We start from the raw sequence: 13,337 nt of genomic DNA, 5'->3' as shown, positions 1-13,337 counted from the left end.
CAACAAGGGAGACGGATTGATGACGACCGCCATCAGGGCTGGGCTCGCTGCGCTGCTGTGCGCGACGGCTGTTCCCGCATCTGCACAAGGATCTGCGATGACTGATACCCCCCTCATCGAACGGACGAAGCTGTTCGGGAACCCGACGAAAGCGCAAGGGCGCTTTTCGCCCGACGGCAAATGGGTGAGCTGGCTGGCCCCGAACAACGGGGTGCTGAACATCTGGGTTGCGCCTGCAGGCGATCTTTCGAAGGCGCGGGCTCTGACGGCGGAAACGAAGCGACCGATCCGCCAGCATTTCTGGGCGCTGGACAGTTCGATGATCCTGTTCATCAACGATGCCGGCGGGAACGAGGATTTCCTGCTGTATGGCGTGCGGGCCGAGGGCGGCGAACCGAAGCTGCTGACGGATTTCCAGAAAACGACGGTGCAGATCGTCGGCATGTCGGACAGGCATCCGGATCGTATCCTGGTGGGACTGAACAACCGCGATGCGAAGTGGCACGATGTCTGGTCGCTGGACCTGAAGACCGGCCAGTTGACCGAGGTGATGCGCAACGAGGGCTATGCCGGCTTCGTGGCGGATGAGGAGCTGGTTCTGCGCGCAGCGGTGCGGCCGAATGCGGAAGGCGGGCAGGATGTGTTCCGCATCGACGGCGGCAGGATCGCCGACAAGCCGTTCCTGACCTATGGGCTGGACGACAGCCAGACGACGGGCATCCAGCATTTCACGGCCGACGGGAAGACGCTGTATTTCATCGACAGCCGCAATCGGGACACCGGCGCGCTGTTCGCAATGGACTGGGCGACCGGCAAGACGCGTCTGGTTTCGGAAAATCCGAAGGCGGACCTGGGCAATCTGCTGGTGAATCCGGTTACGAAGACAGTCGAGGCGGCGAGCTATGACTATCTGAAGCCGGAATGGACGGTGCTGGACCCGGCCGTGGCGGATGACATCGCCTTCCTGAAGGCGAAGATGGGGAACTGGCTGCTTTCCTCGCGAACGGAGGCGGACGATCGCTGGATCGTGACCACCGACAATTCGACGGCCCCCGCCGCGGCCTTCGTGTACGACCGCAAGGCGAAGGTGCTGACGAAGCTGTTCGACAGCCGGCCCGAACTGGTGGGGGCGCCGCTGGCGCAGATGCGGCCGGTGGAAATCCTGTCTCGTGATGGGAAGACAATCGTCAGCTACCTGACATTGCCCGCAGGCGTGGAGAGCCGGCCCGACAAGCCGTTGCCGATGGTGTTGCTGGTGCATGGCGGCCCCTGGGCGCGCGACAGCTATGGCTTTGATGGCTATGCGCAGTTCCTGGCCAACCGGGGCTATGCCGTGCTGCAGCCGAATTTCCGGGGCTCCACCGGGTTCGGCAAAGCCTTCACCAACGCCGGCAACGGCGAGTGGGGGGCGAAGATGCACGACGATCTGATCGACAGCGTGAACTGGGCGGTGGCGCAGGGCTTTGCGGACCCGAAGCGGGTTGCGATCATGGGTGGCAGCTATGGCGGCTATGCGACGCTGGCCGGGCTGACCTTCACGCCGGACACCTTTGCCTGCGGCGTGGATATCGTTGGCCCGTCGAACCTGCAGACGCTGCTTTCGACCGTGCCGCCTTATTGGGAGAGCTTCTACAAGCAGCTGGTGAAGCGCATGGGCGATCCGCAGACGCCCGAAGGTCAGAAGTGGCTGAAGGAGCGCTCTCCGTTGACCTATGCCGACCGGATCCGGAAGCCGCTGCTGATCGGGCAGGGGGCGAATGATCCGCGCGTGAAGCAGGCGGAAAGCGACCAGATCGTGGCCGCGATGGAAGCAAAGAAAATTCCCGTGACCTATGTGCTGTTCCCGGATGAAGGCCATGGCTTTGCCCGCCCGGTTAACAACATTGCCTTCATGGCGGTGGCGGAGAATTTCCTGAGCCAGTGCATCGGCGGCCGGGCCGAGCCGATCGGCGGAACGGTGAAGGCCTCTTCCGCGCAGGTGCCGCACGGGGCGGAATATGCGCCGGGGCTGAAGGCGGCGCTGGAAGGCGGAAAATAGCCGACGATGTGGCTGCTTCTGATGAAGGCGCTGGTTTCCGGGGCGATCATCGCGATCGCCTCGGAAGCGGCGCGCCGCTGGCCTGCGGTAGGCGGGCTGATCGTTTCGCTGCCGCTGGTTTCGATCCTGACCTTCCTGTGGCTGTGGACGGGCACACGGGACACCGAAAAGGTCGCGCAGCTTTCGACCAGCGCCTTCTGGTTCCTCCTGCCGTCCATGCCGATGTTCCTGCTGCTGCCGTTTCTGCTGCGCAGCGGCTTCGGATTCTGGCTGGCGATGGCGCTTTCCATCGGGCTGGCGGCACTGCTGTATCTGGGAATGTTCTGGCTGGCCCCGCGCGTGGGGATCCGGCTGTAGGGGATTTCAGCCGAAGCCCTCGGCCAGGAAGCGGGCGGCGAGTGCGGCGTGGACCGCCGCGCCCCGCGCCATGACGCTTTCATCCAGCACCATGCGGTTCGAATGCAGGGCGCAGCAGCCGCGCCAGTCGGCCCCTTCGTGCGACGCGCCGAGGAAGAACATCGCGCCGGGCAGCTTTTCCAGCACGTAGGAAAAATCCTCTGCCCCCATCATCGGGGCTGGCAGGGTGTGCCAGGATTCTTCGCCGAGCAGGTCCTTCACGGTGCGTTCCCCGAAGGCGACGGCGGCTGCATCACAGACGGTGACCGGGAAGCCCTGCCGGAACGCCACGCTGGCCGATGCGCCATGGGCATCGGCGATCCCTTCGACCAGCCGTTTCAGGCCTGCCTGCACGGCGGTGCGTTGCCTTGTGCTGAGGGTGCGGATTGTGCCGTAGAGCATCGCGGTTTCGGGGATGACATTGTCGGTGCTGCCGGCCTTCATTTCGCCGATGGTGACGACGGCCGGATCGGCGATGGAGACGTTTCGGGTGACCCAGCTGTGGATGGCGAGGACGATTTCGGCTGCGATGGGCACCGGATCGAGCGCATCATGCGGCATGGAGGCGTGCCCGCCGCGGCCGTTGACGGTAATTCGGATCTTGTCTGCCGAGGCCATCAGCGGGCCTGCCCGGCCGCTGATGAGCCCATGCGGAGCGTTGGGCATGACGTGCAGCGCGAAGGCGGCATCCGGAAGCGGATCGAGAAGGCCATCCTCCAGCATGAAGCGGGCGCCGTGATGGCCTTCCTCACCCGGCTGGAACATGAAGAGGACGGTGCCCGGCAGTTCCGCCCGCCGGGCGGCGAGAAGGCGGGCGGCGCCGACGAGCATCGCCACATGGCTGTCGTGGCCGCAGGCGTGCATCGCGCCGGGTATTTCCGAAGCGAAGGGCAGGCCGGTATCTTCCTGCATGGGCAGGGCATCGGAATCGCCGCGAAGCAGGACTGTGCGCCCGTTTGCGCCGCCGCGCAGCGTTGCGACGAGGCCGGACGTGGACGGACCCTCCCGCCATTCGAGCGGCAGGCCGGCGAGGGCGGCGCGGATCTTTTCGGCCGTCTTCGGATTGTGGAGGCCCACTTCAGGCTCCTGATGGATGGCGCGTCTGAGCGTGATCAGATCCGGGAGCAGGGTCTGCGCGTCTGTGATCAAGTCTGTCATGCGAGGCCTCCGGATAGAAGGTTAGACCGTTCAGCGCGGGGGTTCCAGCCACCAGTCCTGCCGCCAGCCGACGAGATCGGGGACGGCGTTGCCGAGGCTGTCGCGTGCGGGTACGTAGCGGAACCGCTGCCGGATGAGGCGGCAGGTGGTGGAGTCGAGCGTGGGGATGCCGGAGGAGCGGGCGACCGTGCAGCCGGTGACACGGCCTTCCGCGCTGATTTCGAGATGCACCGTGACCTGCCCGCCGAGGTTCGCGCGGGCGGCATCCGCCGGGTAATCGCGCCTGTCGATGCGGCCGGATTTCCAGCGTGCGCGCACCTTGCCGCCGCCACCGCCCTGGCCGGCGCCGGCGTTGCTTGTGCCAGTGCCGGAACCCGTTCCGGCGGCCCCCGTGCCGGGGCCAGCGGCGGCAGCACCGGATTGCGTTTCAGTGCCGGTGGAAGGCGCCGGGGCGACGGGTGAGGGTTCGGGCCGTGAGGGAAGAGGTGGCGGGGGCGCCGCGACCGGCCTGGGCTTTGCGCGCGGGGCCGGCGGCGCTGCGGCGGCTTCGGGTTCGGGCGTGCCTAGCTTTTCCGCTTCCGGCGCGGGCGCTGGAGGTGGCGGCACGTCGAAGAGGATGAGAGCTTCGGCCGGGGGGGCGACCGGCACGAGGATCGGGCGGAGGAGGAGTATGAACACCCCGAGGTGCAGCAGGATCACGGCCGCGAGTGCCATGGCCTTCCTGTCTGAGGGGTGGAGGCGCATCCGGGGGCAGTCAGGCCGGCTCCAGTTCCACCATCAGATCGCCGGACAATTGCTCCAGCGCTTCCTGCAGTTCGGCATGGCCGAGGCCGGCCGGCAGGGCGATCTGTGCGCTGGCGCGGAAGATGGGGGAGCCCTGCCAGGCGCCTTCGGCGGCGCTGGTTTTCAGTTCGACAATGTTGACGCCGAGCCGGGCGAGCACAAGGCTGAGTTCGTTCACGATTCCCGGCCGGTCGGCGCTGGTGAGAGAGAGGCGGAGGGTGCTGCCCGGCTGGTTTCCTTCGCGGGCCGGCAGCAGTTCGGTTTTCAGCACGGCCAGATCGGGGGCGGCCAGCGCGGCCAGAAGATCGGCGGTCCGCTCTGGCGGGAGGGCAACCAGCACGGCGCCCGTGAACAGGCCGCCAAGGCGGGAGAGATGTCCTTCCAGCCAGTTGCCGCCGCAGCGGAAGATGGCGGCGGACAGGGCGCTGGTGAGGCCGGGGCGGTCCTCTCCCATGATGGTGAGGACAAACTGGCTGTTCATGCTGCGTCGCTCCGTTCTGGTTGGCCAGAGGATAGGCCGTGGAGCGCGTGGCGGGAAGACCGGATGGTGGGCGCGACAGGGATTGAACCTGTGACCCCTGCCGTGTGAAAGCAGTGCTCTACCGCTGAGCTACGCGCCCGTTTCCATCCGGTGAGCGGCGGCGGGTAAGGGATGACCCGCCGCCTGTCAACAGCCTTGTTCCTTATCAGTGCGTGGTCGGCGCTGCCGGCGTGGCCGGTGGGGTGGGCGGCACGGGAGCAGCCGCCTTCTCGTCCGCCTCGTTCCACTCGATCGGCTCGACGGGGCGCGCGAAGGCGACCTTCAGCACCTCGTCCACATGGCTGACCGGAATGATCTTCAGGCCCTCGCGGACATTGGCAGGCACCTCCTCAAGGTCCTTCTCGTTCTCGGCCGGAATGAGCACGGTGGTGATGCCTCCGCGCAGGGCGGCCAGCAGCTTTTCCTTCAGCCCCCCGATGGGCAGCACCCGGCCGCGGAGCGTGACCTCACCCGTCATCGCAACCTCGCGCTTCACGGGAATGCCCGTGAGCGTCGAGACGATGGAGGTGACCATCGCGATGCCGGCCGACGGGCCGTCCTTCGGCGTCGCGCCTTCGGGCACATGGACGTGGACGTCCTTCTTCTGGAAGGTCGAGGGGTGGATGCCATAAGCCGCCGAGCGCGCCTTCACGAAGCTGAAGGCGGCCGTGATCGACTCCTTCATCACTTCGCCCAGCTTGCCGGTGGTGCTGATCACGCCCTTGCCGGGAACCGTCACGGATTCGATGGTGAGCAGGTCGCCGCCAACGGATGTCCAGGCGAGGCCGGTGACCATTCCGATCTGGTCCTCGCTTTCGGAAGTGCCGAAGCGGAACTTGCGCACACCCGCGAAATCCTTGAGGTTTTCGGGCGTGATGGTGACGGTTTCCGCCTTCTTTTCAAGGATCTGGCGCAGTGCCTTACGGGCGAGTTTGGCCAGTTCCCGTTCCAGCGTGCGGACGCCGGCTTCGCGCGTGTAGTAGCGGATGAGATCCCTGAGCGCCTCGTCGGTGACGGCGAATTCCCGGGTTTTCAGGCCGTGCGCCTCATACTGTTTCGGGATCAGGTGGCGCTTTGCGATCTCCACCTTCTCGTCCTCGGTGTAGCCGGACAGCTGGATGATTTCCATCCGGTCCAGCAGGGCGGACGGCATGTTGTAGCTGTTCGCGGTGGTGACGAACATGATGTTCGAAAGGTCGAAATCGACTTCGAGATAGTGATCGTTGAACTTGTTGTTCTGTTCCGGATCCAGCACTTCCAGCAGGGCGGATGCGGGATCGCCCCGGAAATCCTGGCCCAGCTTGTCGATTTCATCCAGCAGGAACAGCGGGTTGTTCGTGCCGGCCTTGCGCAGGTTCTGCACGATCTTGCCCGGCATTGAGCCGATGTAGGTGCGGCGGTGGCCGCGGATCTCGGCTTCGTCGCGCACGCCGCCGAGCGACTGGCGGATGAACTCGCGGCCTGTGGCCTTGGCGATGGAGCGGCCGAGCGACGTCTTGCCGACGCCGGGCGGGCCGACGAGGCACAGGATCGGGCCCTTCAGCTTGTTGGTCCGGGCCTGGACCGCCAGATATTCGACGATCCGGTCCTTCACCTTTTCGAGGCCGTAGTGATCGGCATCGAGCACCTTCTGCGCCTCGACGATGTCGCGCTTGACCTTCGAGGCCTTGCCCCAAGGCAGCGACAGCAGCACGTCGAGCCAGTTGCGCACGACGGTGGCTTCCGCCGACATCGGGCTCATCGCCTTCAGCTTCTTGACTTCGGCCAGCGCCTTTTCGCGGGCTTCCTTCGAGAGCTTCGTCTTGCGGATGCGGGCTTCGTATTCGGCGGCTTCGTCGGTTTCCTCGTCGCCGTCACCCAGTTCGCGCTGGATCGCCTTCAGCTGCTCGTTCAGATAGTATTCGCGCTGGGTCTTCTCCATCTGGCGCTTGACCCGGCTCTTGATCTTCTTCTCGACCTGCAGAAGGCCGATCTCGCCCTCCATGAAGCCGAAGACCATTTCCAGCCGCTTCGCGACATCGATTTCGGACAGGAGCGCCTGCTTGTCCGCGATCTTCAGGTTGAGGTTCGCAGCGACCGAATCCGCGAAGCGGCCGGCCTCCTCGATCTGACCGACCTGCAGCGCCACTTCGGGCGAGATCCGCTTGGCGGCCTTCACATAGGTTTCGAACTGCTTTCCGGCGGAGCGCATCAGCGCCTCGACCTCGGGCGATTCGGTGTTGGTGTCGGTCAGAAGCTCAATCTCAGCCGTTAGGAACTCCCCGCCTTCCTCCATGCGGAGCCTGCGCGCGCGCTGCTGACCTTCGACCAGAACCTTTACGGTTCCGTCCGGCAGTTTCAGCAGCTGAAGCACCGTGGCGAGGGTGCCGATTTCATAAAGGGCATCGGCTGCCGGATCCTCGTCCGCCGGATTCTTCTGGCTGAGAAGGAAGATGGTCTTCTCGCCCTGCATCACGGCCTCGAGCGCCTTCACCGACTTTTCGCGGCCGACGAAGAGCGGCACGATCATCTGCGGAAACACCACGATGTCGCGCAAAGGAAGGATCGGACGGGTCAGTTGGTCGATACTGGTCATAGATGCGCAATATGGGTGCGGCTGCTGCGATGCGCAATTGCCCGGCGGAGGACTAACCTTCTTGGGTGGGGATAAGCTGGCGCGTTAAGGATCTAGCGGATCGTATCGGGCGCGGGGCCGGGCACGGCGGCAGCCGGGGAAGCGGAGAAGCGGATCGGGTGGCGGGCAACGCGGACCGGCCCGCAGCCGGGCTGCTCCACTTCCACCAGGCAGCCGTTGTGGACGACCTGCGGGTCGCTGAGCAGGTCTTCGCGGCTGTTGACGACGCATCCGACGGCGCCATGGGCGGTGAAACCCTGCATCAGCCGTTCGCGGCTGTGCCTTGCGACCTCTGCCTCCATCGCTGCCTGCACGGCCGGATAGTCGGCCAGGCGGCCTTCGAAACTGTCGTAGGCGGGATTTGACAGGCTTTCCGGGTGGCCGAGTGTCGCGCGGATGGCTTCGAATTCGATATCCTGCAGGGCGCCGAGCGCCACATGCCCGTCTGCCGCCTGCCAGAGCCGGCCGAGGCTGGCATATTCGGGCGCGGGATCCGCCGGATCGGTGAAGGACTGGTTGTACATGCCTTCAGGCCAGGTGAAGGCGACGGCGGCATCCAGCATGGCGATGTCGATGCGCTGTGCCTCGCCCGTGCGTTCCCGGTGGAAGAGCGCAGCGGTGATCGCCTGTGCGGCGGTGAGGGCGGCGACCTTGTCGCAGATGATGGTGCCGACGAGGCGGGGCGTGCCATCGGGATCCGCCTGGATGGCGGCAAGGCCCGATGCGGCCTGAACCACGGGATCATAGGCGCGCAGGCCCGAATAGGGGCCATCCTGGCCGAAGCCGGTGATGGCGCACCAGATGAGGCGGGGGTTGAGGGTGCGGCAACTGGCTTCGCCCAGCCCCAGCCTGTCCATGGCGCCGGGGCGGAAATTCTCGACCAGCACATCGGCCCATCGGATCAGCTCTTCCAGACGGGCGCGGCCTTCGGCCTGCTTCAGATCGACAAGCTCGCCTCGCTTGCCGCGGTTGACGCTGACATAGAGGGCGGAGACACGGCCCTTCTTCGCGCCGACGAAGCGGACAGGATCGCCCGCCGGGGCTTCGACCTTGACGACATCCGCGCCCTGATCGGCGAGCCACGCCGTTGCCATCGGCCCCGAGACGATCTGGCTGAGATCGAGCACCTTTATTCCGCGCAGTGGACCCATCTGCCTGTCTCCCTTTTCGGGCGCCAGCATCGTGCGGCGGGGCGGTCGGCGCAACTGTCAGCGGCGTCAGGCCCGGATGTCGCGATCCTTCGTTTCGGGCAGCCAGATGAAGCTGACGACAAAGGCCATGGCGACGACACCGACGGTGTACCAGAGTCCGGCGAACGGATCGCCCGTGCGGACGACGATCAGCTGCTGGATGAAGGGCAGGAAGCCGCCGAAATAGCCGGTGCCGATATGATAGGGAATCGACATGGACGTGTAGCGCACCCTGGCCGGGAACAGTTCGACGAGGATTGCCGCGACCTGGCCGTAGGTCATCGCGGACAGGGTGATGATGGCGAAGACGGCGAGGATGATCTTCCAGCGCTGCTTTTCGGCCGGATCGGCCTTTTCCGGATAGCCGGCAGCTTTCAGGGCGGCGGCGAAGGCGGCTTCGTCGAAGCCTTCGACGCGCTGATCGCCGACCACGAGGGCGACGGTCTGCGCGTCCTGGCGGCTGTAGGCGACACCGCGCTTCGTGAGAAAGCCGAGCGCCTTCGCGCACTCTTCCGTTTGCTTGCGTGCGAAGATGCGGAACTCGCAGTCCGGAAGCTCGAGCGTGACGGGGCTGGCGGCGGTGGCGCGGGCGAGCGCGGGATTGGCGCCGTCCGCCATGAGGTGGAACAGCGGGAAAATGAGGAGGATGGAGAGGCCGTAGCCGACGAGAAGCAGCTTCTTCCGGCCGATGCGATCGGACAGCATGCCGAACAGCACATAGAAGGGAGCGGCGAAGATGGCCGCCACGGCGAGGTAGATGAGCGTTTCGGTTTCGCTGACCCCTGCCGTTCCGGTGAGGAAATAGAGCGTGCCGAACTGGCTGGTGTAGTAGACAACAGTGAGACCGGCCGCGACCCCGAAGAGGGCGACGAGGACGTTGCCGATGTTGGACCTGTCGGAGAAGGCCTCCACGATGGGGTTTTTCGCGGTCTTGCCAGCCTCTTTCATTTCCCGGAACACCGGGCTCTCGGACAGTTGCATGCGGATGTAGATGGAGATGGCAAGCATCACCAGGCTGAGGAGGAAGGGGATCCGCCAGCCCCAGGCGTCGAACTGTTCCACGCTCATGACGGAGCGGGTGGCGAGGACGACCACGAGGCACAGGAGGAAGCCGCCGGCGACCGAGATCTGGATCCAGCTGGTATATTCGCCGCGCCGGTGCTTCGGGGCATGTTCGCCGACATAGATGGCGGCGCCCCCATATTCGCCGCCAAGGGCGAGGCCCTGCAGAAGCCGCAGGAGCACGAGGAGGGCAGGGGCCCAGAGGCCTGCCTGCGCATAGGTGGGGAGAATGCCGATCAGCGCGGTTGCCGCGCCCATCACGGTGATGGTGACGAGGAAGGTGTATTTGCGGCCGATCCGATCCCCGTAATGGCCGAACAGCATGGCGCCCAGCGGGCGGACGCCAAAGCCCGCACCGAAGGTGGCAAGGCTGGCAAGCGTGGCGGCAGTGGGGTTGTCGATCGGGAAGAACAGGCGGCCGATCAGCGCCGCCAGGATGCCGTAGAGAAAGAAATCATACCATTCGAACACGGTGCCAAGCGACGAGGCGACGATGACGAGGCGGTCGCGCCTGAAATCGATGGGCTGATCACCCGCAGCTTCGGCCATATTTTCCCCTTCTCCCTTGGGGGAAGGGATTAGAACGCCCCGCCTGTCGCGGCAAGCGGGGCGCCCTTAATCAGCTGAACAGTTGCGAGATGACCACGCCCAGCGCGCCGAACAGAAGGACGGCGGTGGCGAGGATGGCGATGGTGAAGCCGGGTGCGCGTTTCGGCGCCGCGATGATATAGCCGCGGACATAGAGGATGCGGCCCACCGCCCAGACCAGGCCGAGGATGCCGGCCCACAGTTCGTTCACGACGAGCGCGAACAGCCAGAGCGAGGGCAGGAAGATCACCAGCTGTTCCAGCGTGTTCTGGTGCGCGCGCCAGACACGGTTGAAATCGTCGGGGCCGTGGGTGTTGGGATAGTCCACGCCGTGAAGCTTCCGGGCCTTGCCGACGACGAATCCGGTCCAGACATAGATCAGGATGGCGAGGCCGGTGGCGAGGGCCGCGTGCGGGTAAGCAAAGTGCATCAGTCTCTCCCCTTGTGGTTGTTGTCTTTGTTGATGCGGGTTTCTGGCGGCATGCCTGAGCCCCCCGAGGGGAGGGCTGTTCCGGTCAGGCGGGCATGGACGAGAGGCTGTCGCGCGCGGCGACGAAGCGGCTGACGATCACGTCGACATCGTCCAGGCTGTGGGCGGCCGAGAGCGAGCAGCGCAGCAGGAAGATTCCGGCAGGCGTCGCCGGCGGGCGGCTCATGTTGCAGTAGATTCCATGCTCCAGCAGCTGGTGCCACATGGCGACGGTGCTTTCCTGATCGGGCAGCAGCACGGCGATGATGGCGGATTCCGGGGTTTCCGTTGCCATCCGGAAGCCGGCGGCCTTCAGGCCCGCGTGCAACTTGCGGGAAACGGCCCAGAGATTGTCGCGCTTGGCGCCCGCGTTCATCAGCTTGCGGATGCTCGCCTCTGCCGTGGCGACCACGGCGGGGGGGAGCGAAGCCGTGAAGCGATAGGGGTTGCACACCAGGCGCAGGATTTCGAACTTCGGGTGGTTGGAGACGGCGAAACCGCCGACGGTGCCGACCGACTTGGAGAAGGTGCCGACGACGAAGTCGATCTCGTCCTCGAGGCCCATTTCCTCGTAGACGCCGCGGCCGTGCTTGCCGAAGAAGCCCATGGCGTGGGCTTCATCCACCAGCGTCATGGCGTTGTGTTTTTTTGCGACAGCGACGAGTTCGGGAAGCGGGGCGACATCGCCCAGCATCGAATAGACGCCTTCGAGGATGACGAGCTTGCCCGCTTCGGGGGGGAGGCGGCCGAGGCGCTTGTCCAGATCCTCCACATTGTTGTGGCGGAAGCGGACGGTTTCGGCGTTGCCCAGCTTGCAGCCGTCGTAGATGGAGGCGTGGCTGTCGGCGTCAAGGATGATGTAATCGCCCTTGCCGGCAAGGGTTGAGACCATCCCGAGATTGGCCTGGTAGCCCGTGCTGAACACGATGGCCGATTTCGTGCCGTAGAAGTCCTTCAGAGCCTGTTCCACCGCGATGTGCGGGGCGAAGGTGCCGTTCAGCACGCGGCTGCCGGTGGAGCCCGCGCCGAAGGATTCGAGCGCGGCCTTTCCGGCGGCGATAACGTCCGGATCGAACGTCATGCCCATGTAGTTGTAGGTGCCGACGAGGATCGTTTCCCGCCCGTTGATGACGGCGCGGGTCGGCGACAGCACCTGTGTCATCACCACGCCGAACGGGTCGTTCACGCCGGTGTCGAGCAGGCCCTTGTGCTCTGCGATGTAGGGATCGAACTTCGAGAGAAGGTCGGTCATGCGCCTCAGCCCTTCAGCTTGACCACGGCATCCGCCAGCTGGCCGACGGTTTCCAGATCCGGCAGGATATTGAGGGGCATGTTGATGTCCCATTCGTCCTCGATGTTGGCGACGAGGTCCATCACCGTCAGGCTGTCGAGCTCCAGATCGTCGGCGAAGCTGGTGGCTTCCACCAGCGGGATGCCCTTCTTGTTGAAGGGCTCGATCAGTTCGGTCAGGCGGGCGTAAGTCGCGGCGCGATCCATCATGTGTCTCCGGAATGCGGGTTTGATGCCCCTTTTAGCGCAGATTGTGGCGGAATGCGGACGGGGAAACCGGCACGGCTAGGGCAGAAGGCCCTGCGCCCGGTACCAGCGGGCGGTTTCGGCCATGCCTTCGGCGAGGCCGGTGGCGGGTTGCCAGATGCCGAGCGTGCGAAGGGCGCCGCTGTCGGCTGACCAGTCCGGGTGGGACATGTAGGCGGCGCGATCCCGGCTGATTCGGGGCAGTGTGCCTTTCAGCCGGGCCCAGGCGGTGTCCCCCATCGCGGCCAGGTGGAGGATGGGGGCGGACACCTCCACGGGCCGGACCTGTCTGCCCAGCGCGCCGCCGATCGCATCCGCCACCTGCGCGGGTGTGTAGCCGCCGGCCCCATCGTCGATCTCGTAGATCTGCCCAGCCCCGCGCGCAGGGCCGATCAGATCCTCCGCGAGGGCGACGAGGGCCTCGCCAAGATCCGCGCCGTAGATCATCGCCGCGACGGAGGCCCTGGGCATCGGAATAAGGCCGGTGCGGGCGGTTCGCAGCAGTTCCAGAAACTCCCTGTCGCCGGGGCCATAGACGGCAGGTGGCCGGACGACCGTGACCGGGCCGGCCGCGCCACGCGCGATCTGTTCGCCCATCAGCTTTGACCAGCCATAGGTGGACAGTTGCGGTTCGCGTGCGGACAGGGACGAGACATGGACCAGAGGGCGGCCTGCGGCCGCGCGCCGGACATGGGCGGTGCCGAGAATATTGCCTTCCTCGAACCCCGCGCGTGACGGGGCGTTGGTGACGCCTGCGATGTGGATCACGGCATCCGCGCCGGCCACCAGATCATCCAGGGCGGCCGGATCCGTGAGGGTGCCCGGCACCCAGCTCAGGCCTTCGCGCGCGGCCTGCGGCTTTCGAGCGAGCGCACGAACGACGTGGCCGCGCGCCTGCGCACGTTCCAGCGTGTGGCCGCCGACGAAACCGGTGCCGCCGGTGATTGCAAGCGTGAGCGCCATGGAACCGCCTTAGCTTGCGT

The 13,337-nt window shown here is 65.7% G+C and carries 12 protein-coding genes and 1 tRNA gene; 2 read left to right on the top strand and 11 right to left on the bottom strand.

Translation table 11 applies throughout. From position 1 onward, the window contains the following. The first annotated feature begins 97 nt into the window (after positions 1 to 97). Together ACW9TV_RS11330 and ACW9TV_RS11325 are read left to right on the top strand one after the other, a co-directional pair. On the top strand, positions 98 to 2,038 hold the full coding sequence (locus ACW9TV_RS11330; protein WP_494303578.1) for a S9 family peptidase: 1,941 nt from the start codon (positions 98 to 100) through the stop codon (positions 2,036 to 2,038). Between the two features lie 6 nt (positions 2,039 to 2,044). Next, positions 2,045 to 2,395 (top strand): DUF3147 family protein, encoded by a 351-nt coding sequence (locus tag ACW9TV_RS11325; protein WP_494303577.1) that lies wholly within the window; start codon positions 2,045 to 2,047, stop codon positions 2,393 to 2,395. A 6-nt stretch (positions 2,396 to 2,401) separates the two neighbouring features. On the opposite strand, the gene ACW9TV_RS11320 is transcribed toward ACW9TV_RS11325, so the two are convergent. The 11 genes from ACW9TV_RS11320 to ACW9TV_RS11270 form a co-directional block, all read right to left on the bottom strand. Further along, complete coding sequence (locus ACW9TV_RS11320; RefSeq protein ID WP_494303576.1) at positions 2,402 to 3,592, bottom strand: M20 metallopeptidase family protein; 1,191 nt, start codon at positions 3,590 to 3,592, stop codon at positions 2,402 to 2,404. A 30-nt stretch (positions 3,593 to 3,622) separates the two neighbouring features. Next, positions 3,623 to 4,306 (bottom strand): energy transducer TonB, encoded by a 684-nt coding sequence (locus ACW9TV_RS11315; protein ID WP_494303575.1) that lies wholly within the window; start codon positions 4,304 to 4,306, stop codon positions 3,623 to 3,625. A 40-nt stretch (positions 4,307 to 4,346) separates the two neighbouring features. Beyond that, positions 4,347 to 4,856, bottom strand: a complete 510-nt coding sequence (locus tag ACW9TV_RS11310; RefSeq protein ID WP_494303574.1) for a glycine cleavage system transcriptional repressor — start codon at positions 4,854 to 4,856, stop codon at positions 4,347 to 4,349. A 64-nt stretch (positions 4,857 to 4,920) separates the two neighbouring features. Next, positions 4,921 to 4,995 (bottom strand) — tRNA-Val (locus ACW9TV_RS11305). A 66-nt stretch (positions 4,996 to 5,061) separates the two neighbouring features. Continuing rightward, positions 5,062 to 7,470: an endopeptidase La gene (lon, locus tag ACW9TV_RS11300; RefSeq protein WP_494303573.1), complete on the bottom strand. Its 2,409-nt coding sequence runs from the start codon at positions 7,468 to 7,470 to the stop codon at positions 5,062 to 5,064. Positions 7,471 to 7,562: 92 nt separating this feature from the next. Then, the gene (locus ACW9TV_RS11295; RefSeq protein ID WP_494303572.1) at positions 7,563 to 8,660 is read right to left on the bottom strand and encodes a CaiB/BaiF CoA transferase family protein; all 1,098 of its coding nucleotides are present in this window, start codon (positions 8,658 to 8,660) and stop codon (positions 7,563 to 7,565) included. A gap of 66 nt (positions 8,661 to 8,726) precedes the next feature. After that, positions 8,727 to 10,310 (bottom strand): MFS transporter, encoded by a 1,584-nt coding sequence (locus ACW9TV_RS11290; RefSeq protein WP_494303571.1) that lies wholly within the window; start codon positions 10,308 to 10,310, stop codon positions 8,727 to 8,729. A 70-nt stretch (positions 10,311 to 10,380) separates the two neighbouring features. Continuing rightward, positions 10,381 to 10,779, bottom strand: a complete 399-nt coding sequence (locus tag ACW9TV_RS11285; RefSeq protein ID WP_494303570.1) for an MAPEG family protein — start codon at positions 10,777 to 10,779, stop codon at positions 10,381 to 10,383. An 85-nt stretch (positions 10,780 to 10,864) separates the two neighbouring features. Further along, complete coding sequence (gene spt, locus ACW9TV_RS11280) at positions 10,865 to 12,070, bottom strand: serine palmitoyltransferase (protein WP_494303569.1); 1,206 nt, start codon at positions 12,068 to 12,070, stop codon at positions 10,865 to 10,867. A gap of 5 nt (positions 12,071 to 12,075) precedes the next feature. After that, a complete protein-coding gene (locus ACW9TV_RS11275; RefSeq protein ID WP_494303568.1) occupies positions 12,076 to 12,318 on the bottom strand; it encodes an acyl carrier protein in 243 nt (80 codons plus the stop codon). Positions 12,319 to 12,393: 75 nt separating this feature from the next. Then, complete coding sequence (locus ACW9TV_RS11270) at positions 12,394 to 13,317, bottom strand: NAD-dependent epimerase/dehydratase family protein (protein WP_494303567.1); 924 nt, start codon at positions 13,315 to 13,317, stop codon at positions 12,394 to 12,396. Positions 13,318 to 13,337 lie beyond the last annotated feature (20 nt).

It is taken from the genome of Sandaracinobacter sp. T42, assembly GCF_059115405.1.
The sequence above is the reverse complement of the archived record's forward strand: the minus strand, read 5'-3'. Positions and strand labels throughout refer to the sequence as shown.